This is a genomic window from Kitasatospora sp. NPDC001540 (genome assembly GCF_042894345.1).
In the GTDB taxonomy this organism is placed as follows: Bacteria; Actinomycetota; Actinomycetes; order Streptomycetales; family Streptomycetaceae; genus Kitasatospora; species Kitasatospora phosalacinea_C.
In genome coordinates this window covers 106,066-126,475 of the sequence record NZ_JBIAVO010000002.1, presented here as the reverse complement: position 1 = coordinate 126,475, position 20,410 = coordinate 106,066, and the positions used below count along the sequence as shown (strand labels likewise).

The 20,410-nt window shown below is 76.2% G+C and carries 16 protein-coding genes; 3 read left to right on the top strand and 13 right to left on the bottom strand.

Going from position 1 to position 20,410, the window contains the following annotated elements:
* Positions 1-78 precede the first annotated feature (78 nt).
* From ACFY00_RS03495 to ACFY00_RS03460, 8 genes are all read right to left on the bottom strand, one after another.
* Positions 79-1,191: a PRC and DUF2382 domain-containing protein gene (locus ACFY00_RS03495; protein ID WP_388026731.1), complete on the bottom strand. Its 1,113-nt coding sequence runs from the start codon at positions 1,189-1,191 to the stop codon at positions 79-81.
* Between the two features lie 139 nt (positions 1,192-1,330).
* Entirely contained in the window at positions 1,331-1,531 is a 201-nt protein-coding gene (locus ACFY00_RS03490) for a hypothetical protein (RefSeq protein ID WP_388026729.1), read from the bottom strand.
* 80 nt (positions 1,532-1,611) lie between these two features.
* Positions 1,612-2,964 (bottom strand): DUF2252 domain-containing protein, encoded by a 1,353-nt coding sequence (locus tag ACFY00_RS03485; RefSeq protein ID WP_388026728.1) that lies wholly within the window; start codon positions 2,962-2,964, stop codon positions 1,612-1,614.
* 102 nt (positions 2,965-3,066) lie between these two features.
* Complete coding sequence (lpdA, locus tag ACFY00_RS03480) at positions 3,067-4,473, bottom strand: dihydrolipoyl dehydrogenase (protein WP_388026727.1); 1,407 nt, start codon at positions 4,471-4,473, stop codon at positions 3,067-3,069.
* Positions 4,474-4,545: 72 nt separating this feature from the next.
* Entirely contained in the window at positions 4,546-5,871 is a 1,326-nt protein-coding gene (locus ACFY00_RS03475; RefSeq protein WP_388026726.1) for a M1 family metallopeptidase, read from the bottom strand.
* 37 nt (positions 5,872-5,908) lie between these two features.
* Positions 5,909-9,724, bottom strand: coding sequence for a Pls/PosA family non-ribosomal peptide synthetase (locus ACFY00_RS03470; protein WP_388026724.1), 3,816 nt, complete (start codon positions 9,722-9,724; stop codon positions 5,909-5,911).
* A gap of 471 nt (positions 9,725-10,195) precedes the next feature.
* On the bottom strand, positions 10,196-10,756 hold the full coding sequence (locus tag ACFY00_RS03465; RefSeq protein WP_388026722.1) for a DUF421 domain-containing protein: 561 nt from the start codon (positions 10,754-10,756) through the stop codon (positions 10,196-10,198).
* Between the two features lie 67 nt (positions 10,757-10,823).
* Entirely contained in the window at positions 10,824-11,402 is a 579-nt protein-coding gene (locus ACFY00_RS03460) for an O-methyltransferase (protein ID WP_388026720.1), read from the bottom strand.
* Positions 11,403-11,633: 231 nt separating this feature from the next.
* Here ACFY00_RS03460 and ACFY00_RS03455 point away from each other — a divergent pair, with 231 nt between their 5' ends.
* Together ACFY00_RS03455 and ACFY00_RS03450 are read left to right on the top strand one after the other, a co-directional pair.
* Positions 11,634-13,874, top strand: a complete 2,241-nt coding sequence (locus ACFY00_RS03455) for an MFS transporter (RefSeq protein WP_388026719.1) — start codon at positions 11,634-11,636, stop codon at positions 13,872-13,874.
* 431 nt (positions 13,875-14,305) lie between these two features.
* Entirely contained in the window at positions 14,306-15,088 is a 783-nt protein-coding gene (locus ACFY00_RS03450; protein WP_388026718.1) for a VOC family protein, read from the top strand.
* An 87-nt stretch (positions 15,089-15,175) separates the two neighbouring features.
* Here the strand turns inward: ACFY00_RS03450 and ACFY00_RS03445 are convergent, their stop codons facing one another.
* Both ACFY00_RS03445 and ACFY00_RS03440 read right to left on the bottom strand, forming a co-directional pair.
* A complete protein-coding gene (locus tag ACFY00_RS03445; RefSeq protein ID WP_388026716.1) occupies positions 15,176-16,078 on the bottom strand; it encodes a M56 family metallopeptidase in 903 nt (300 codons plus the stop codon).
* Positions 16,075-16,455 (bottom strand): BlaI/MecI/CopY family transcriptional regulator, encoded by a 381-nt coding sequence (locus ACFY00_RS03440; protein WP_388026715.1) that lies wholly within the window; start codon positions 16,453-16,455, stop codon positions 16,075-16,077. Before ACFY00_RS03440 ends, ACFY00_RS03445 begins: the two co-directional genes overlap by 4 nt.
* A 168-nt stretch (positions 16,456-16,623) precedes the next feature.
* On the opposite strand from ACFY00_RS03440, the gene ACFY00_RS03435 reads away from it, so the two are divergent.
* Positions 16,624-17,646 (top strand): NlpC/P60 family protein, encoded by a 1,023-nt coding sequence (locus ACFY00_RS03435; protein ID WP_388026713.1) that lies wholly within the window; start codon positions 16,624-16,626, stop codon positions 17,644-17,646.
* Here the strand turns inward: ACFY00_RS03435 and ACFY00_RS03430 are convergent.
* The 3 genes from ACFY00_RS03430 to ACFY00_RS03420 all read right to left on the bottom strand — a co-directional run bounded on the left by ACFY00_RS03430 (position 17,622) and on the right by ACFY00_RS03420 (position 20,316).
* Positions 17,622-17,984 carry a helix-turn-helix domain-containing protein gene (locus ACFY00_RS03430; protein ID WP_388026711.1) on the bottom strand — a complete coding sequence of 121 codons (363 nt, stop codon included), beginning with the start codon at positions 17,982-17,984 and terminating at the stop codon, positions 17,622-17,624. The two genes, ACFY00_RS03435 and ACFY00_RS03430, sit on opposite strands and share 25 nt — an antisense overlap.
* Before the next feature lie 631 nt (positions 17,985-18,615).
* Positions 18,616-19,431 (bottom strand): alpha/beta fold hydrolase, encoded by an 816-nt coding sequence (locus ACFY00_RS03425; protein ID WP_388026710.1) that lies wholly within the window; start codon positions 19,429-19,431, stop codon positions 18,616-18,618.
* Positions 19,432-19,497: 66 nt separating this feature from the next.
* Positions 19,498-20,316, bottom strand: coding sequence for an MBL fold metallo-hydrolase (locus tag ACFY00_RS03420; protein ID WP_388026709.1), 819 nt, complete (start codon positions 20,314-20,316; stop codon positions 19,498-19,500).
* Between the last annotated feature and the right edge of the window lie 94 nt (positions 20,317-20,410).

The window sequence follows — 20,410 nt, the reverse complement described above, 5'->3', positions numbered from 1 at the left end:
CCGGCGCCCCGGGGGGGGGCGGGGGGGGGGGGGGCGCCGCCGCGCCGCCCCCCCCCCCCCCCCCCCCCCGGGGGGGTGTCAGCGGTGGCGCCCCTGGCCGGGGGTGTCCTTGCCGGTGGTCGGCGGCAACTTGTGTTCGCCGTCGGGCAGTTCGGCCTCGATGCGCTCCTTGCGCACCTCGCCGGTGACGGTCCGCTGCTCGACGTGCTCCTCGGTCACCAGCCGCACCCGCTCCACCGGGACGGCCTCGGTGCGCACCACCGGGCGCTCGCCGTGCAGGGTGATGTCGTACTCGGCCTCCGAGATCGGATCGCCGGACAGCGCCTGGCCCCGGTTCGCCTCGGTGATCGGCTCGCGCTCGAGCCGGACCTCCTCGTGCCGCACCGGTACGGTCTGCTGCTCCTCCTCCGTGACGACGTACTTGCGCAGTCGGGCGTGCCCGGTCTCGTAGCGCTCGATGCCGACGTGCATCCGCTCCTCCGAGCGGGTCATCGCGTCGTCGCCGCGCTGCGGACGGCCGGTGTCCCGGAGACCGGCCGCGGTGGCGTCGGCCGAGCCGGTGGTGCCCGCCGCGCCGGTGGCTCCGGCGGCCTTGGCGGTACCGGCGGCACCGGTCATCCCGGTCGTTCCGGCCATCCCGCTCTTCCCGGTCGTTCCGGGGACGCCGGGGGTGCCGGTCAGGCGGGTGTCGGAGGGCCCGGTGCCGGCCCCGGTGGTGCGCCCCGTTGCGGGCCTGGTCGCTGCGGCCCCGGCGGCTCCGGCCGCGCCCGCGGTGCCCGCCGCCCCCGCCGTGCCCGCCGCGCCCGTCCCGCTCTGCGAGGAGTGGGCCCAGCCGCCGTCGCCGGGCTGGTTGGCGGCCTTCCAGGCGTTGTCCCAGGCGATGCCGTAGTGCTCGTACAGCCGGTGCTCCTCCTGTTCCGAGAGGTGTCCGCCGCCGTCCACGTCCACGTTGGGCGCGTCCTTGACCTTGTCCTTGTCGTAGGGCACCTGGAGGTGGCCGTCGACCACGTCGGCGTCGCGGAGCGGGACGAAGGTCTCGTTGGAACCGAACAAGCCGGTCTTCACACTGACCCACTCGGGCTTGCCGGTGGCGTCGTCGAGGTAGAGGTGGTCGGCCTTGCCGATCTTGTTGCCCTGGGCGTCGTGGACGGGCTGGTGCAGTACGGAACGCATCTGTTGCTCGGTGATCATTTGCACACGCCTCCTTCACATTCCGGCACTGGCGCGCTTGGTCACCTGTGGCGAAACGAAACACGCTCCCGCGCCGCACCCCCGGATCGGCATATGCCAAACCGGGGGCGCATGATTGACGCGTACACAGAGAAGGGGGCTACACCGCGCCGTCCCCGTCCCCGTCGCCCTCTCCCGGGCCGTCCCCGTCGCCGCCGGGCTCCGGCTCCAGGCCGACCTCCTCCCGGTCCTCCTCGGTGCGCTCCTCCAGTTCGGCCTCGTCGGGCCGCCGCGGCAGGCCGCGGCCGTGGCCGGTGTCGGGGTCGCCCTCGACCGCCTTGTTCGACTTGTGATGGGTCACGGTTGCCTCCGGCAGTGGTGCGGACGTTCCTCCTCCCATCACCGCCCCGAGCCGGAGGGTCCGCAAACGGGGGGCGGGGGTCAGGCGTCCTCGGCCTGGACCCGGCCGGAGGCGACGGCCTCGGCGAGCCGGGCGTGGTCGGCGGCGTTGAGCCTGGCGTAGCGGTGGGCGAAGGCGGCCACCGCACGGTCGAAGGTGTCGCTGCGGCCGAGGTAGGCGGCGATGGCGATCCGGTCGCCGGAGCGGGCGTGGGCGCGGGCCAGGGCGGTGCCGCACAGGGCGGCGTAGGCGCGCAGGCCGCGGGTGGTCATGGTGCCGACCTCGGCGGAGCCCTTCATGTCGCGCAGTTGGCGCCAGTAGAAGTGCCGCCCGGCGGGGCCGGTCATCCAGCCGAGGAAGATGTCGCTCGCGGCCTGGGTGAGCCGCTGCCCGGCGACCACCCGCTGCCCGTGGTGGTCGTAGCGGCCGGGTCCGGCGTAGGGCTCCAGGACGGAGGCCTGGGCCTCCTTGACCTGCAGCACCAGCGGGTCGTCGGCGTCGCGGCCCTGGAGCAGGACGACGAAGCAGCGGGTGCCGACGCTGCCGACGCCGACCACCTTGCGGGCGGTGTCGACGTAGCGGTAGCGGTCGAGCAGGCGGCCGCGCTCCTCGGGGAGGGTGGCGCGGTAGTCGGCGAGCATGCCGTGCACCTCGTCGGCGTCGAAGCCGACGTGCTCGATCAGCGGGGGCTGGTCCTTGAAGCGGCGGCGGCCGTCCGGGGCGGTCTCGGTGAGCTTGCCCGCGGCCTGCAGGCTGTCGCGGCGGCGGGCGGCGGCCAGGCTGGCCTCGGTGCGGCGGCGGCGCCCGCCCTTGAGGCTGGTGAGCAGTTCGTCGGCGTCGATCCGCCGGTACCAGACCGGGAGTTCGCCCAGCCCGGCCAGCAGCCCGATGTGCTCGCGGTAGGCGCGGACGGCGTCCAGCACCACCCGGCGGGCCTCCTCGGGGCCCTCGCCGTTCTCCTGCGCGGCGACGGCGAGGCTGGCGGCCAGGCGCTGGACGTCCCACTCGAACGGGCCGGGCAGCGTCTCGTCGAAGTCGTTGAGGTCGAACAGCAGGGCGCGTTCGGGCGAGGCGAACAGCCCGAAGTTGACCAGGTGGGCGTCGCCGCAGAGTTGGACGGTCAGCCCGCTGTTCGGGGCGGCGGCCAGGTCCGCGGCCATCACGGCGGCCGCGCCGCGCAGGAAGGCGAACGGGGACGCGGCCATCCGGCCGTTGCGGATCGGCACCAGGTCCGCGAGGCGGCTCTCGGCCTGGGCGCGCAGCACCGCGAGCGGGTCGGGGCGGTCGGCGGCGGGCCGCCAGTGCCCGAGGGTGGAGCGGGGGGCGCGCTTGCGGGCGGCGCGGCCGACCTCGGTGCGCTCGTCGACCGTCAGGTAGGGGGCGGGGGCGTCCATCGGGGGCTCCTCACGGCTCGGGGCCCCAAGACGTACCGCCCCGGCGCGCCGCCGTACCAGCGGCGGGCACCGGGGCGGCGAGCGCTCACCCGGATGGCGGTCCTACATGTTGATCATGTGACCGGCGAGGCCGTGGACGGCCTCCTTGACGGCCTCGCCCAGCGTCGGGTGGGCGTGCACGTTGCGGCCGACCTCGTGCACCGTCAGGTCCCACTGCTGGGCCAGCGTCAGTTCGGGCAGCAGTTCGGTGACCTCGGGGCCGATCAGGTGGGCGCCGAGCAGTTCGCCGTGGGTCTCGTCGCAGATCACCTTGACGAAGCCGACCGGCTGGCCGAGGCCGTGCGCCTTGCCGTTCGCGGTGAACGGGAACTTGGCGACCTTGACGGCGTACCCCTGCTCGCGGGCCTGCGCCTCGGTCCACCCGAAGCTGGCGACCTGCGGCTGGCAGTAGGTGGCGCGCGGGACCATCACGAAGTCGATCTCCATGGTCTCGGCCCCGGCGATGGTCTCGGCGGCGATCACGGCCATCGCCTCGGCGGCGTGCGCGAGCATCAGCTTGGCGGTGACGTCGCCGATCGCGAAGATGTGCTCGACGCTGGTGCGGCCGCGCCCGTCCACGGCGATCGCGCCGCGCTCGGTGAGCTGCACGCCGGTGACCTCCAGGCCGTAGCCCTGTACCCGCGGCACGAAGCCGATCGCCTGCAGGACCTTGTCGGCCTCCAGCACCTCCTGCTTGCCGTCCCGGGTCACGGTGACCTTCACCGGCCCCGCCGGGTCGGAGTCGTCGATCGCGTCGACCCGGGTGGAGGTGAGCACCTTGATGCCCAACTTGCGGTACTGCTTGGCGAGTTCGGCGGAGACGTCGGCGTCCTCCAGCGGCACCATCCGGTCCAGGAACTCGACGATGGTGACCTTCACGCCGTAGTTGTGCAGCACGTACGCGAACTCGACGCCGATCGCGCCCGCCCCGGCGATGACGATCGACTCCGGCAGCTGCTCGGTGAGGATCTGCTCCTCGTAGGTGACGACCCGTTCGCTGAGCGAGGTGCCGGGCAGCAGCCGGGTGGTGGCGCCCGCCGCGATGACGCAGTGGTCGAAGGTGACCACCTCGAAGCCGCCGGAGGCGAGCTTGACCTGCAGGGTGTGGTCGTCGACGAAGGTGCCCCAGCCGTCGTACTCGGTGATGCCGTTCTTCTTCATCAGGTAGTGGACGCCCTTGACCCGGCCGTCGGCGACCTGCCGGGAGCGGCTGAACGCCTTGCCGTAGTCGAAGGACACCTTGCCGTCGACCTCGATGCCGTACAGCTCGGCCTCGTTGAGGACGGTGTGCGCGAGCTCGGCGTTGCGCAGCAGGGCCTTCGAGGGGATGCAGCCGACGTTGAGGCAGACGCCGCCCCAGTACTTGGCCTCGATGACGGCGGTGCGCAGGCCGAGCTGGGCGGAGCGGACGGCGGCGGTGTAGCCGCCGGGGCCGGCGCCCAGGACGACCACGTCGTAGTGCGTGCTCATGTTCCTCGATCCTTCAGGAAGCGACGGACGGCCTCGCGGCCCGTGCCTCCCAGTACATCAGGACCGGACGGCTCACAGCCCGGGGAGCCCCGGCAACGCGCCCCGGTACAGCCAGTCGTCGAACAGCGGGCCGAGCGGGCGGTCGGTGTAGCGGGCGGCGTGCGCGGCGAGGTCGGCGGTGGTGACGCCGGCGTGCCGGTAGGCGGTGGCCCAGTCGCGCAGCAGCCGGAAGAAGGCGGGGTCGCCGAGGGCGAGGCGCAGCGCGTGCACGGTCAGGCCGCCGCGCTCGTAGACCCGGTCGTCGAACATGTGCCGCTTGCCGGGGTCGCCGATCGCCAGGTCCTGCGGCAGCGCGCGCAGTTGCTCGTGGGCGCGGGCGGCCAGCTGCTGGGCGGTGGGGCCGCCGGTGCGCTCGGACCACAGCCACTCGGCGTACTTGGCCAGGCCCTCGTTGAGCCAGATGTGCCGCCAGTCGGCGACGGTGACGCTGTTGCCGAACCACTGGTGGGCCAGCTCGTGCGCGACCAGCCGCTCCCAGCCGCGCCGCCCGTCGAGGTGGTTGCGGCCGAAGGTGGCCATGCCCTGGGCCTCGACCGGCACGTCGAGGTCCTCGTCGACCACGGCGACGGTGTACCCGTCGAACGGGTACGGGCCGAACAGCTCCTCGAACAGGTTCATCATCCGCGGCTGCCGGGCGAAGTCGTGCGCGAACCGGGCGGTCAGCGGCTGCGGCACCCAGCCGCTCTGCGGGACGCTGCCGGGGGCGCGCTCGGCCAGCGGCACCTGCCGCAGCGGGGCGACCGCCAGCCCGACCAGGTAGCTGGCGGTGGGCGCGGGCTGCTCGTACACCCAGGTGGTGGCGGAGGAGCGGGTGGTGCGGCTGAGCAGGCGGCCGCCGGTGACCACGGCGTACGGGGAGGCGGTGGTCACGGTCAGTTGGTAGGCGGCCTTGTCGGCGGGGCGGTCGTTGCAGGGGAACCAGGACGGGGCGCCGACGGGCTGGGAGGCGACCAGCGCGCCGTCGGTGATCTCCTCGAAGCCGAGGCCGCCCCAGGGGCTGCGCACCGGCCGCGGGTTGCCGGACCAGTGCACCTCGCAGGTGAACACCGCCCCGGCGGCGGGGGCCTTGGCGGGCCTGACCCGCAGCTTGCCGTCCCGGTGGGCGTACTGCGCGGGCCTGCCGTCGACCAGGACCCTGCCGATCCGGAAGTCGGCGAGGTCGAGGGTGAACTCGCGCAGCGGCTCGGGCCCGGCGATGGCGGCGATCCGGGCGGAGCCGGCCAGCCGGTTGGGGCCGGGCCGGTAGTCGAGCGCGAGTTCGTACCGGTGGGCCCGGTAGCGGAGGTCCCCGTGCCGGGGGAAGTACGGGTCGGCGGCGGGGGCCTGCTTGGGGCTCACCTGCGGGGTTCCTCCTGGCGCGGGGGCGGTCACCTGACTACTGCCAGGCTTCGATCGGGTTGCCGAGCCAACGGGTGTCGGCGGGCACCGTCTCGGCGCGCATCACCAGGGAGGCCGGGCCGAGGGTGGCGCGCTCGCCGACGGTGCTGCCCGGCAGCACGATCCCGCCCGGGCCCAGGGTGGCGCCCGCGCGGAGCTCCACCGTATCCAGCCGCATGATCCGGTCGTGGAAGAGGTGGGTCTGCAGCACGCAGCCGCGGTTGACGCTGACGCCGTCGCCGAGGGTGACCAGGTCGGCCTCGGGCAGCCAGTAGCTCTCGCACCACACGCCGCGGCCGATCTTCGCGCCGAGGGCGCGCAGCCACAGGTTCATCAGCGGCGTCCCGGCGGCGCGGCCGACCAGCCAGGGCACGGCGAGGACCTCGGTGAAGGTGTCGGCGAGCTCGTTGCGCCACACGAAGCCGGACCACAGCGGGTGCTCGACGGCCCGGAACCGGCCGACCAGCAGCCACTTCGCGGCGGCCGAGACCAGGCAGGCGGCCAGGCCCGCGCCGAGCAGCACCAGGCCGGACAGCAGCGGCTGACCGAGGGCGCACAGCGCGGCGGCGGTGAGCACGGCCAGTGCGGCGGAGGCCAGCACCGGGACGATCCGGGCCAGTTCGGTCAGGCCGCGGGCCCAGCGCAGCCGGGCGGGCGGCTCGTAGGTGAGGGCGAGGTCGGCGGTGTCGGCGGCCCGCGGCAGCTTGACCGGCGGCATGCCCAGGTAGGAGCTGCCGCGCTTGGCCTTCTTCGGCGTCGCGGACAGCACGCCGACCAGGCCCCGGTCGGGGACGGCCCGGCCGGGCGCGGTCATCCCGGAGTTGCCGAGGAAGGCCCGCTCGCCGATCTCGGCCCGCCCGATCCGCACCCAGCCGCCGCCCAGCTCGTACGGGGCGATCAGGGTGTCGTCGGCGAGGAACGCGCCGTCGCCGACCTTGGTCAGGCTGGGCAGCGCCAGCACGGTGGAGACCTCGGCGCCCTTGCCGACCCGCATGCCCAGCAGCCGCAGCCACACCGGGGTGATCAGCCCGGCGTACAGCGGGAACAGCGTCTCGCGGGCCAGGTCCATCAGCTGGCTGACCGTCCAGGCCTGCCAGCCGACGCGGCCGTGCAGCGGGTGGTGTCCGGTGCGCAGGCCGAGCGAGAGCAGCCGGACGCCCGCCAGGACGAGCGCGGCGTAGGCCAGCCCGTAGGCGAGGGTGGCGGGGACGAGGGCGGTCAGGGCGCCGCGGACGGCTTGGCCGAGGCCGTCGCCGGGGTGGACGAACCGCCCGGCGATCACGAGGGCGGGCAGGGCGGCCAGCAGCGGCAGCAGGGTGAGGGCGAAGCCGGTGGCGCCGTAGGCGGCGGCCCAGCGGGCGGTGCGCGGCGGGCGCTGCTCCGGCCAGCCGCGTTCGGCCTTGCCGGTCTTGGCGGCGGGCGCGCCGGCCCAGCGCTGGCCGGTGGGGACGGCGCCGGTGACGCCGGAGCCGGGGGCGACCTCGGCCCGCTTGCCGATCTTGGCGCCGGGCAGCAGGGTCGAGCGGGTGCCGACCACGGCGCCCGCGCCGATCCGCAGCGCGCCGATCTCCAGCCGGTCGCCGTCCAGCCAGTGGCCGGACAGGTCGACCTCGTTCTCGACGGCGCAGCCCTTGCCCAGCCGCAGCAGGCCGGTGACCGGCGGCAGGGCGTGCAGGTCGACGTCGGGGGCGACCCGGCAGCCGAGCGCCCGGGCGTAGCGGACCAGCCAGGAGCCGGAGAGCCGGACCGCGCCGGAGGCCTCGGCGAGCCGTTCGGCGGTCCACAGCCGCAGGTGGACGGAGCCGCCGCGCGGGTAGGTGCCGGGGCCGACGCCGCGCAGCAGCAGCCGGGCGCCGCCCGCGGCGATCGCCAGGCGGCCGGGCGCGGAGTACAGCAGGACGGCGCCCGCGGCCAGCAGCCACCAGGGCGCGACGGGCGCCCACGGATAGTCGCCGAGCAGGTTCAGCACGGTGCCCAGCGCGCCGAGGGCGAGGCTCCAGCGCAGGCCGGTGAGGGTGGCCAGCGGCAGGGTCAGCAGCAGTTGCAGCGCCTGGGCGCGGCGGGGCACGGGGGTGACGGTGCGGGCCGGGCCCTCGGCCTGCGCGGACTTCTCCAGCAGCCGGGCCAGCTTGCGCAGGGTGGGCTGCTGGTAGACGTCGAGGACGGAGGCGGCCGGGTAGCGGCCGCGCAGCAGGGTGGTGAGCCGGGCGGCGGCCAGCGAGCCGCCGCCGATCGCGAAGAAGTCGTCGTCGGCGCCGCGGGGCGGGGCGCCGAGGATCTGCGCCCACTGCTCGGCGAGCCAGGCCTCGGTGCCGTACAGCTGCTCGGTAGGGCCCGCGGTCTCCAGCTCGGGCAGCGGCCAGGGCAGGGCGTCCCGGTCGACCTTGCCGGAGGTGCGGGTGGGCAGGTGCTCGACGGTGGCGAGCAGCGGGACGAGGGCGGCGGGCAGTTCGGCGCGCAGCCGGGCGACGGCGGCGTCCCGGTCGAAGCCGTCCTGGGCGACCAGGTAGCCGACCAGCAGTTGGTTGCCGCCGCGGGCGGTGCGGACGGCGGCGGCCGCGCCGGAGACGGCGGGCAGCGCCTGCAGGGCGGCGTCCACCTCGCCCAGTTCGATCCGCCGTCCGCCGAGCTTGATCTGCTCGTCGGCGCGGCCGAGGAAGACCAGGCCCTCGGGTTCGGCGCGCACCAGGTCGCCGGAGCGGTAGGCGCGCTCCCAGCCGAGGGAGGTCAGCGGGGCGTACTTCTCGGCGTCCTTGGCCGGGTCGAGGTAGCGGGCCAGGCCGACGCCGCCGATCACCAGTTGGCCGCTGCCGCCCATCGGGACGACCTCGCCGGCCTCGTCGACGACGGCGAGCTCCCAGCCGTCCAGCGGCAGGCCGATCCGGATCGGGGCCCGGCCGGTGAGCAGGGCGCCGCAGGCGACCACGGTGGCCTCGGTGGGGCCGTAGGTGTTCCACACCTCGCGGCCCTCGGTGACCAGGCGTTCGGCGAGTTCGGGCGGGCAGGCCTCGCCGCCGAAGATCAGCAGCCGGACCTCGTTCAGCGCCTCGGCGGGCCACAGCGCGGCCAGCGTCGGGACGGTGGAGATGACGGTGATCTCCTGCTCGGCCAGCCACGGGCCGAGGTCGGCGCCGGAGCGCACCTGGGCGCGCGGGACGGGCACCAGGCAGGCGCCGTGCCGCCAGGCCAGCCACATCTCCTCGCAGGAGGCGTCGAAGGCCACCGACAGCCCGGCCATCACCCGGTCGCCGGGCCCGATCGGCTCGTCCCGGAGGAACATCGCGGCCTCGGCGTCGACGAACGCGGCGGCGCTGCGGTGGGTGACGGCGACGCCCTTGGGCTTGCCGGTGGAGCCGGAGGTAAAGATGATCCAGGCGTCGTGCTCGGGGCCGGGCGCCCGGGCCTCGTGGCCGGAGGGCTTGACCCGGTCGAGGACGTGATCGGCGCCGATCACGGCGTTGACGTCGGCCTCGCCGAAGACCAGTTCGGCCCGCTCGTCCGGGTCCTCGAAGTCGACCGGCACGTACGCGGCGCCCGCGGCGAGCACCGCCAGGATCGCCACGTAGAGCTGGTTGCCGCCGGAGGGGACGCGGACGCCGACCCGGTCGCCGAGGCCGACGCCCGCCCTGGCCAGGCGCCGCCGGACCTGCTCGACCTCGGCGAGCAGCGCCGCGTAGCTGAGCGTCTCGCGCCCGTCGTCCAGCGCCGGCTCCTGCGGGTGGGCGGCGGCGGTGGCCGCGAGCACGTCGACCAGGGTGCGCGGGGCGGGTGCGGCCTGGGCACGGAACAGCGCGGCGTCGGGGGCGGTGGTCATGGCGGCTACGGTCCTCGTCCCTGGGTTCCCCGGCGGCCCGTCGAAGGGGTTCCGCCGAAGGCGTCGAAAGCGCGACGACCTGGGCGAGTTTACCGGCCGGGGCGGGGCGCGGGCCGGAGGCGAGGGCGTCCGGGGCCGCCGGGCGGACGGGGCGCGGCGGGCGGCGCGGGCTGACTTGCCGTCAGTTCGCGCCGCTGCGGGGCAGGTTGCGGGGGTCGGGCGGACGTGCGGGCTGACGGGTGGTCAGCTCCGCGACACGCTGCCGTACGCCGGGAGTTCACCCACTGTTCACGCCTCCGCCGTCTCCGCCCGTCCGGCCGGAGTCGGCCGCCGGAGAACGGAGACGAGCGCCGCGCCGGGGTCGGCGGCGGGCGCCCCCTGAAGACCGGCCGCGCGGCAGGTGCCCCCGCCTCCGGTCGACCGCGCCCCCGGGGGCGACGGCGGGCACCGCGTCGCCGGGGTGCGCGGCGGTCAGTCCCCGGCGGGCAGCCGGGCCTCGATCGCGGCCAGCGCGGCCCGGAGCGCCGCCACGTCGTCCTTGTCCGCGACCTGGTCGCCGTCCTTCAGCCGCACCAGCAGCGTCCCGCTCGGCTCCAGCACGATCAGCGAGGCCTCCTCGATCGCGTCGCCACCCTGGTGGCGCACCGCCACGTCCAGGTCGGCCACCCGGATGCCCTGCCGGGCGATCTCCCGCCGGTCGTACGCGCCGTCCCGGGCCAGTACCGTCGGCGTCCCGTTCAGCAGCCGGTTGAACCACTCCCAGCGGACCGCCTGCCGCACCAGCAACCAGTCCGCGGCCAGCAGCACCAGCGCCCCGTACACGCCGCCGGTCACCGAGTTGTCGTTCCCGATCACCGCGTTCTGGACGACGTTCGACAGCAGCAGCATGACCACCAGGTCGAAGGTGTTCAGCTGCGCCAGCCCGCGTTTGCCGATCACCCGCAGCAGCACCAGCAGCGCCAGGTAGACCAGCAGGGTGCGGATGGTCTTCTCGACGTACGGGATGCCCGCGACGAACATGGCCTGCCACATGGCGGCCACCGTAGGTGCCGGTAAGACCGTCGTACCGGCGACCCACGTCGGCCGTCCCCCGGACGGCCTACCGGCGGCGGGTGGCCAGCAGCAGGCCGCTGGCGCAGTCCAGGTACGCGGTGTGCAGGCGGGGGTCGGTGGTCAGGCGCTCGACCAGGGCGGTGACGGCCGCGGCGTGGTTCTCCGGCCAGGTCGGCTGCGGGAGCAGGTCGTCGACGAGGTAGAGGCCGCCCGGGGCGAGCAGGTCCAGCGCCTGGTCGAGGTGGTGGAACTTGCCGGGCCAGGTGTCCGCGAAGACCAGGTCGAAGCTGCCGGGCGCCTGGGCGTCGATCAGCTCCGCGCCGTCCCCCACCACCAGCTCCAGCCGCGGGTCCGCCCCCAGGTGCGCGGCGGCGACGGCGGCCGGCGCCGCGTCCAGCTCCACGCTCAGCAGGGTGGCCCCCGCGTCCATCCCGCTCAGCAGCCAGCTCGCCCCCGCCCCGGCGCCCGTCCCCAGCTCCAGGATCCGCCCGCCGGGCCGGGCCGCCGCGAGCGTCCGCAGCAGGTGGCCGGTCGCCGGGTCGCACGACATCGCGAACCCGAGCGCCGCGCACCCCTCGGCGATCGCGGCCAGCACGGCGGGGTGGGATGCGGCGGTGAGCGTCATGGCGCGGCCTTCCGGGGCGGTGGTCCGTCAGCGGTCGCGACAGGCTAGCGGCGGCCCGGCGCGCCGCACAGCGAATTTCGCCCTGCGGACGGGAGCGCGCCGGTCGGCGCCCCCGGATGCTTGGCGAATCCGGCATAAGCGATAAATATGACTTATGTGACCTTCTTCCCTTCTGGCCGCCCCGGGTCTCTGGAAGCCTTGCACCCATCCGACCTGCCGAAGGAGATCCCCGTGACCGGCACCCCCCGGCGCGCCGTCCGGCTGCTGCTCGCGGCCGCCGCCTCGCTGTGCGTGCTGCTGCCGCTGCTGCGCGGGGCCACCGCCGCGGGGGCCGTCGTGGAGTTCGGGCTGGGGCGGGACGAGGCGGTCGCGGCGCAGCTGAGTTCGGCGCTGGCGATGCTGACGGCGTTCCTGGCCGCGGGGCGGGCGGTGGACGCCTGGGGGTGGCCCCGGGTGCTGCGCTGGGCGCTGGGGACGATGGCGGTCGGCGGCACGGTCGCGGTCACGGCCGGGCACCCGTGGGCGTACCTGGCCGGACGGACCGTGGAGGACGCCGGTTCCGCCGGAGTGCTGATCGCCGCGCTGGCCTCCGTCCCGGTGCTGAACCTGCCCGGACGGATCACCCGGGTGGTGGGCGGGGCCGTCGCGGGCGTCGCCACCGCCTTCGTGCTGGGCGCGAACATCGCGGTGCGGATCGACGCGGTCGCGGGCTGGCGGCTCGGCGGGGCGGTGGTCCCGGCCGCCGCGGCACTGCTGCTGCTGGCCTCGCTGCGCCTGCTGCCGCGCGAACGGCTCCCCCGCTCGCGGCCCGGCGCCGCCCCGGTGTGCGGGCCCGGGATCGCGGCGGCGGCCCTGCTGGCCGTCGCGGGGCTGGAGCTGGGCCCGCTGCTCGACTGGTCGGACCCGCTGGTGGGCGCGCTGCTGTGCGCCTCGGCGCTGCTGTTCGCGGCCTGCCGGGCCCGGAGCGTGCTGCTGGCCCGGCGGCACCCGGAGCCGCCGCCGGTGCCCGGCGTGCCGGCCCGGGCGGCGGGCGGGGCGGTGGCGGCGGGCGCCACGCTGGGCTTCACCCAGCTCGCGCTGACCGCCGCCCTCCCCGTGGTGCTGCTGCAGCGCGGCGTGACGCTGGGGCACGTGACACTGTCGATGTCGGGCTACGGGCTGGGCATGCTGACGGCCGGGCTGGTGGCCCGGCACTGGCGACTGACCCCGCTGACCAGCGCCTCGCTGGGCCTGCCGCTGGCCGCGGTCGGCTTGGCCGCGCTGCACTTCCTGCCCGCCGAGGCCGGGCGGGCCGCGCTGGTGGCGGGCGCCGTGTCGCTACTGGTCGGCTTCGGGCTGGTGGTCGCGCAGATCCCCTACCTGGCGGGTTTCCTGGCGGCGCTGCCGCGGCAGCGCCGGGCGGCGGCCTCGGCGCTGTACCCGGTGGCGATCCTGTTCGGCGGGGTGCTGGGGCAGGCGGTGCCGGGCAGCACGGCGCTGGCGACCGGCGAGGGCGGCCCCCCGGAGCTGAGCACCGTGCTGTGGGTGGCCTGCGGCGCGGTCGCGCTGGTGGCGATGCTGCTGGGCCGCCCGGTGGTCTCGCTGGCGGTGGCCGCGGGCGCCGGGCTGCAACACCTGCTGCTGGTCGCGCTGGCGGGCGAACGGGCCGCGGACCGTCCGGGCGCGGCGGTGGCGGCGCTGGCGGTGGGCGCGGCGATGGGCCTGGTGGCGTGGAGCCGGCGCCAGCAGTCGGAGCGGCTGGCGCGCGTCCGGGCCAGCGAGATCGCCCTGCAGCAGGCCGTGCTGCACCCGATCCCGGCGCAGCTCGGCGAACTGCGGCTGGTCGGGCACTACCAGCCCGCGACGGCGGGCACCGGCGTCGGCGGCGACTTCTTCGAGGCGGTGCGCACCCCGCACGGCACCCGGCTGCTGATCGGCGACGTCCGCGGCAAGGGCCTGCAGGCCGTGCACACCGTCACCGACCTGCTGGGCTGCTTCCGCTCCCAGGCGCACGAGACCGCCGACCTGGGCGAGCTCGCGGCCCGGCTGGACCGGCAGCTGACCCGGCTGGCGGCGGCCCGCGGCGACGAGGAGCTGTTCGCCACCGCCCTGCTGCTGCAGCACCGGGACGGCGGCACCCGGGTCGAGGTGGTCAACTGCGGGCACCTCGCCCCGCTGCGGGTCGGCCCGGACGGGGTGCGCACCACCCCCGTCCCGGCCCTGCTCCCGCTCGGCCTGGGCGCGCTCGGCCTCGGCCCGGCCCCCGTCCCGACCCCGCTGGCCCTGCCGGGCGGCTCGGCGCTGCTGCTGCACACGGACGGGCTGAGCGAGGCCCGCAACTCCTCCGGCGAGTTCTACCCGCTGGGCGAACGGCTGTCCGTCCTGCGGGCCGCCGACCCGGGCCGCCTGGTGCACCGGCTCGCCGAGGACGTCCGCGACTGGACGCACCAGCTCTCCGACGACATCGCGCTGATCGCCCTCACCCGGGCGTAGGCCCTGCGGGCCGCCGCCGTGGGGCTCGGGAGAGCGGATCGACGGACGGGGCGGAGGACGGCGCCCGGGTCCGTGGGGGTGGCGGGGGAACCCTGGCGGCGCGCGGACGGGCCGGACGGAGGACGGGCGGGTGCGCGCGCCCTCACCCGGGCGTAGGCCCCTGCAGGCTGCTGCCGCGAGGCTCCAATGGGTTCCGATGAAGCCGCCTGGCGGGTGCCCGCAGGCCCTCACCCGGGCGTAGCACGTGCGGGCTGCCGCCGCAGGGCTCCGGTGAAGCCGTCCGGCGGGTGCCCGCGGGCCCTCACTCCGGCGTGGGTCCTGCGGGTCGTCGTCGCGGGGTCCCCGTGGGTTCGGGTGGCGGATCCGGGGCGGCACCGGGAGGGTGGCTGGCGGGGGACGCACCGGAGGACCCGAACCGGAAAGAGCGAGAGATGCCCGAAGTCACCACCCCGTACGCGACCGGCACCCCGTGCTGGGTCGACTTGATGGCGAAGGACCAGCAGGCGGCGCTGGACTTCTACCGCGACCTGCTCGGCTGGCAGGGGAAGCCGGGACCGGCCGAGTTCGGCGGGTACGCGGTCTGCGAGCTGGACGGCCGGGCCGTCGCCGGGATCGGCCCGGCGATGTCGCCCGAGGGGATGCCGGAGCCGCCGACCGTCTGGAGCAGTTACCTGGCCAGCACCGACGCCCGGGCCACCCAGGACGCGATCGTCGCCGCGGGCGGCACGCTGCTCGTCCCGACCGTGGACGTCGGGGACCTGGGCCGGATGCTGATCGCCGCGGACCCGCAGGGCGCGGTGTTCGGCGTGTGGCAGCCCGGCGAGTTCTTCGGCGCCCGGGTGGTCAACGAGGCCGGGGCGCTGGTCTGGAACGAGCTGCACACCAGCGACGTGCCGGCCGCCACCGCGTTCTACGGCGAGGCGTTCGGCATCGAGATCGAGCCGCTGGACGGCGCCGACTCGTACTGGGAGCTGCGGGTCGGCGGCCGCGCGGTCGGCGGCGTCACCCTGCTCGCCAACGACCCGCCCGGCACCCCGCCGCACTGGCTGACGTACTTCGCCGTCGACGACGTGGACTCCACGGTGGACGCCCTGGTCAGGCGGGGCGGCACGGTGCTCGCGCCGCCGTCCGACATGATGGCGGGCCGGATGGCGGTGGTCGCCGACCCGCAGGGCGCGCCGTTCGCGCTGATCAGGCCGCAGCCGCCGGCGTAGCACCGCTCGCCGGACCGCCCGTCCGCCCGACCGACCGCCCGTCCCGGTCCCGTGCCGGGGCGGGCGGTGGTGCGCGGCGGGGGCGGGTCAGGGCAGGACCGGGCCGCAGGTGACCAGGAGCGGGAGGAGCGGGGCGGCGGCCGAGGCGAGGGCGGCGGCGGCGCGCAGGGCGGGGTGCGGGGCGGGGGCGGGGGCCAGCAGGCGGCGGACGCGCAGCAGGGCGGCGGGGCCGCCCGCGGCGAAGGCGGCGCGCGGGACCTGGCCGTCGGCGACCCGGTACATGGCGGCGGCCAGGACGGCGCGCGGGTGGCGGCGCACGGCCCGGTCGTCGGCGGCCATCTCCAGCAGCAGCGGGGTCTCCCGGGCGGCGAGCCGGGCCAGCGGCAGGAACGGGAACGCGGCGGCGAACGCGTCCGCGGCGGTGCGGGCCAGGTGGTGGCGGCCGGTGACGTGCGCGCGCTCGTGGGCGAGGACGGCGGCCACCTGCCGGTCGGTGAGCAGTTCGAGGGCGCCGCGGGTCAGCACGATCCGGGAGCGGCGACCGGGCAGGCAGTACGCGGCCGGGGTGGCGTGGTCCAGGACGTGCGCGCCGAGGTCGCGGTCGCGGGCGGCGACCAGGTCGAGGACGGCGCGGTGGCGGCGGCGGTGCCGGGCGGTGCGGGCCAGGGCGGCGGCCAGGCGTCCGAGCGGCCAGAGCGCGACGGCCGCGGGCAGCAGCAGCCGCCAGCCGGTGCCGGGGGCGAGCGGGCCCGGATGGTCGACCCCGCAGAGGTGTATCAGCCCGGCCAGGCCGAGGTGCAGGTGGACGCCCGGCACGGCGAGGTGGTGGACGGCCAGCACCAGGGCGGTGACGAAGGAGAGCGCGAGCGCCTGCCAGAGCGCGACGGCCAGCCGGGGCGCGCGGTGCGCCCAGCCGGAGCGGGCCAGCGGCGCCGGGGCGAGCGCGCCGACCAGCAGCGCGTAGCCGAGCAGCGCGAGGGCCGCCGTCACCGGGGGCCGTCCCCGGGCGCTTCGCGGTCGACCGATTCGAGGGCGCTGCGCAGGGCGGCGAGCTCCTCGGGGGTGAGCTGCTCGACCAGGTGCGCCAGCGCGCCGCCCGGGTTGGGGCTCTCGCCGAGCACGTCGCGCATCAGGGCCGCGCTGTACGCCTCGCGGGTGCAGGCGGGCCGGTAGCTCCAGGCCCGGCCGGCCTTCTCGCGGCGCAGCATGCCCTTGCGGTGCAGGATGTCGGCGACCGTCATCACGGTGGTGTAGGCGAGCGGCCGGGTGCGGTTGAGGTCGTCGACGATCTCGCGGACGGTCGCGGGGCGGCCCCAGGTCCACAGGCGGTCCATGATCTCCGCCTCCAGGTCGCCGAGTCTGCGCACTGCTCCCGCTCCCGCCTCTCCTGGCCCGGCCTGGTCGTCCGGGTGCTCATCGTAGTGGGTGGGGGGTGGGTTGCCCGCCCTTCTACTGAACTACTAAGTTGTCTCGTACTGATGGCCCGGACGTCGCCCGGACGGCGGGTGCCCGACCCCGAGGAGAGAACGCCCCCGATGGGAACGCACCGCAGGCCCCGCCCCGCCGGACGCGCCAGGACCGCCGTGCTCGGCGCCGCCGCCGGAGCCGCCGTCCTGCTGCCCGCCACCGGCGCCAGCGCCGAACCGGCGCCCGGCACCGCCCAGGTCAAGGCCCAGGTCGACGGCCTCTACGAGGAGGCCGAGGCGGCCACCGAGCAGTACGACAAGCTCGACGAGCGGGCCCGCCGACTCCAGGACGAGGCGGGGAAGTTGCAGGACCGGCTGGCCCGGCAGCAGGAGAAGGTCCTGCAGTACCGGGAGACCCTCGGCGCGCTCGCCGCCGAGCAGTACCGCAGCGGCGGCATCGACCCCGGCATGCGGCTGGTGCTCAGCTCCTCCCCCGACGCGTACCTGCGGCAGGCCGGGCTGCAGACCCTGGCGGGCGACCGGCAGGCCGACGCCCTGCGCGACGCGCTGCGCCTGCAGCGGTCCGTCGACCAGGAGCGGGCCGAGACCGCCGCCAAGCTCGCCGAGCTCGAACGGGCCCGCGGCGCCCTCGGCGCCAAGAAGGCCGAGGTGCAGGCCAAGCTCGGCGAGGCCAACCGCGTCCTGTCCGGCCTGAAGGCCGCCGACCGGGCCCGCGTCCTGGGCGACGACTCCCCCGCCGCGTCCCGGAGTTCGGCCCGCGGCGAGACCTACGACGGACCCGCGACCGGCCGGACCAAGGCGATCCTGGACTACGCCTACGCCCAGATCGGCAAGCCCTACCAGTGGGGCGCCGAGGGCCCGGACTCCTTCGACTGCTCCGGCCTGACCCAGATGGCCTACCGGGCCGGCGGCGTCAGCCTCCCCCGCGTCACCCAGGACCAGTGGAACGCGGGCAAGCACGTCGCCCGCGCCGACCTCCGGCCCGGCGACCTGGTCTTCTACTACGACGACCTGCACCACGTCGGCATCTACGTCGGCAACGGCAAGCTGCTGCACGCCCCGCGCACCGGCAAGAACGTCCAGATCGTCGACCTGGACGTGATGCCCTACGTCGGCGCCGTCCGCCCCTGACCCCGGCGGGCCGGCCACGCGACGTCGTCGACGGCGAGCCACGGCGCGGCAGCCACGGCGGCGGGCGTCACTCCGGTGAACGCCCTGACCTCGCGGTGGAGGTGGGCCTGGTCGGTGTATCCGCTCGCGGCCGCCGCCCGGGCGGCGGGGCGGCCCGCCGCGAGGAGGCGGGCGGCGTGGTCGAAGCGCACCAGCCGGGCGGCGTGCTTGGGGGTGAGGCCGATCCGGGACCGGAAGCGGGACCACAGGTGCTGACGGCTCCAGCCCACCTCGTCCGCCAGCGCGTCGACGCGCACCCGCCCCCGGTCGGCGAGCAGCAGCCGCCAGGCGGCGGACACCTCCGGGTCGAGCGGGGGCGGGCGGCGATCCGCCGGCCGAGGGCGTCCGCCGCGATCGCGAACCGCTCCTCCCACGACGCGGCGGCCCGCAGCTCCCCCTCGACCCGCCCGGCGTCGCGGCCCCAGACGTCCTCCAGGGGCACCGCCGCCCCGGTGAGGGCGGCCGACTCGCCGAACACGGCGGGCGCCAGGACCGGCGACAGCCGGATCTGGAGGCACTCGGTGCCCCCGCTCCCCCGGCCGCCCAGCCGGACGTCGCCCGGCAGCAGCCCGATGACCGTACTGCCGCGTTCGCGCCGGCCCCGGGCCCGGCAGGACAGGCCGTCTCCGTCGCTCAGGTCGATCAGCAGGGTGACCGAGGGGTGCGCGACCATCGCGATGTCCGCGCGCTCCGGCCCGCGTTGGCGGAACCCGGTCATGCGGACCCCGGGCAGCCGGCCCGGTCGCCGGGGCACGGCGACCTCCACCGACGCCCGGTCAGGTGGTGGTTCGGCGGACTTCACGGCACCAGGGTAGGCGGTGGGGAGCCCGGTGGCCCCGGTGTTCTCGGAGACCGCGACCGGGGTGACCGTCGGGGGCCGCACCGGCCCGCAGGTCCTCCCGCACGGCGGCGCGGACCGACGCCGAGCCCTCACTCCCGGAGCCGCGCCGCCGCGAAGCGCAGCAGCGACTCGGCGGTCGCCTCCGGTGCCTCGAGCATGGGGAAGTGGCCGACGCCGGGCAGCTGTTCGACCCGTGCGTTCGGCACCGTGGCGTACTGGTGCGCCGAAGCCGGGTCCCAGCGGGGGTCGGCGGCGCCGAAGAGCGCCAGGACCGGGAGGTCGAGGGCGGTCAGGCGGGCGGGCAGGCTCCGCTCGGCGATGTACGCGCCGTTCTGGCGCAGCACCGCCCTGAACGCGGGGTAGCCGATGCCCCGGACGTCGGCGACCAGCTCGTCCGGGACGTCCACCGGGCGGTGGCAGACCGAGGTCACGCCCCGGCGGAGCACCGCGTCGGAACGGGCCCTCCACAGGAGCGGCCCGAGCGGCGGCCCGAGCAGGGCCCGGAGGAGGAGGGGCTGCGGGAGGAGCGCGTCGGGGCTCGGGCCGCTGCTGATCAGGGCGAGCGAACCCACCAGGTCCGGGCGCCGTTCGGCGAGGGCGGTGGCGACGTACCCACCGCTGGAGTGCCCGGCCGCGGTGACCGCGCGGACGCCGAGTTCGTCGAGCACCGCGGCCAGCCTGGCCGCCTGGCCGGGCACGTCGTACGACGGCGCGGGCGGGGACTGACCGTGGCCCGGGAGGTCGATCCGGATGACGCGGTGCCGCTCGGCCAGGGCCGGCACCACCGGGCCCCAGGAGCTGCCAGCGGCCCCCGAGCCGTGGACGAGGAGCAGCGGCGGCGCCTCCCGGGGGCCGTCGTGGACCACGCGCGTCCCGTGCACGTACCTGTCTTCGTGGGTTCCCATGCACGGAAGGGTGCCGGGGCGCCGGCCCCCGGTCTTGTACGAATGTCGCCGCCGCCCCGGGCCGGGTCAACCGAGCGGCGGGGCGAGGTACTCCAGGGCGTAGCCGTCGCCGTCGGGGGTGACCCGGGCGATGCCCGGGGACTCGAGGTGGGCGCCGGCCACGTAGTGGTCGGGGGTGGCGAGCCGCTCCAGCAGGGCCAGGCGGGCGGCGCGGGCGCCGGGCCGGTCGGCGTCGTACTCCCAGGTCACCCCGGGACGGCCGAACTGGAGGGTGGGGACGTGGACGGTGTCGCCCCAGACCAGGAGGTGGCCGGCGGTGCTGCGGATGTCGTAGACGGTGTGGCCGGGGGTGTGCCCGGGGGCGGGGAGGGCGGTGGCCCAATCGTTGAGGGCGGTCTCGGCGGTCAGCGGGACGGCCCGGTCGCGGAACGGGGCGAGCCGTCCGGTGAGGACCGCGGTGTCGCCCGCGCCGATCCAGAGGCGCTCGAGCGCGGGGAACGCCTCCGTGCTGTCGGGGGCGACCAGGCCGCCGACGTGGTCCTCGTGGTGGTGGGTGACGGCGACGTCGGTGACGGCCGCGCGGTCGACGCCCGCCTCGTCGAGCGCCTCGTACAGCAGGCCCATGCCCGGGTCGGGCCAGACGTCGGAGCCGCCGGTGTCGACCAGCAGCGAGCGGGTGCCGTCGGTGACGTGGAAGGCGTTGACCGCCAGCCGCAGGTTGCCCCCGACCAGCGGGACGCCGTCGGGCAGCACGTCGAACCCGCAGCCGTCCTCGTGGCGGAGCCGGGTCGGCGGCATGTCGATGTGGCCGTCCCGCAGCGCGACCACCCGCAGGTCGCCGAAGTCGAACGCGGTGTGCAGTCGGCCGGTGGAGACCAGGCGCATGGAACCCCCCTCGTGACGGGACGCGCAACGCGCGTCTCCGATGGAAGAATGAATCTTCGATAGGAGAAACACTACACTGGGGCCGTCGGGCAGG

What these genes read in the sequence shown, in the direction of transcription:
- ACFY00_RS03495 (WP_388026731.1), bottom strand. Translation starts at nt 1,191, where the DNA reads ATGATCACCGAGCAACAGATGCGTTCCGTACTGCACCAGCCCGTCCAC.
- ACFY00_RS03485 (WP_388026728.1), bottom strand. Translation starts at nt 2,964, where the DNA reads ATGGACGCCCCCGCCCCCTACCTGACGGTCGACGAGCGCACCGAGGTC.
- lpdA (WP_388026727.1), bottom strand. Translation starts at nt 4,473, where the DNA reads ATGAGCACGCACTACGACGTGGTCGTCCTGGGCGCCGGCCCCGGCGGC.
- ACFY00_RS03470 (WP_388026724.1), bottom strand. Translation starts at nt 9,724, where the DNA reads ATGACCACCGCCCCCGACGCCGCGCTGTTCCGTGCCCAGGCCGCACCC.
- ACFY00_RS03465 (WP_388026722.1), bottom strand. Translation starts at nt 10,756, where the DNA reads ATGTGGCAGGCCATGTTCGTCGCGGGCATCCCGTACGTCGAGAAGACC.
- ACFY00_RS03460 (WP_388026720.1), bottom strand. Translation starts at nt 11,402, where the DNA reads ATGACGCTCACCGCCGCATCCCACCCCGCCGTGCTGGCCGCGATCGCC.
- ACFY00_RS03450 (WP_388026718.1), top strand. Translation starts at nt 14,306, where the DNA reads ATGCCCGAAGTCACCACCCCGTACGCGACCGGCACCCCGTGCTGGGTC.
- ACFY00_RS03435 (WP_388026713.1), top strand. Translation starts at nt 16,624, where the DNA reads ATGGGAACGCACCGCAGGCCCCGCCCCGCCGGACGCGCCAGGACCGCC.
- ACFY00_RS03425 (WP_388026710.1), bottom strand. Translation starts at nt 19,431, where the DNA reads ATGGGAACCCACGAAGACAGGTACGTGCACGGGACGCGCGTGGTCCAC.
- ACFY00_RS03420 (WP_388026709.1), bottom strand. Translation starts at nt 20,316, where the DNA reads ATGCGCCTGGTCTCCACCGGCCGACTGCACACCGCGTTCGACTTCGGC.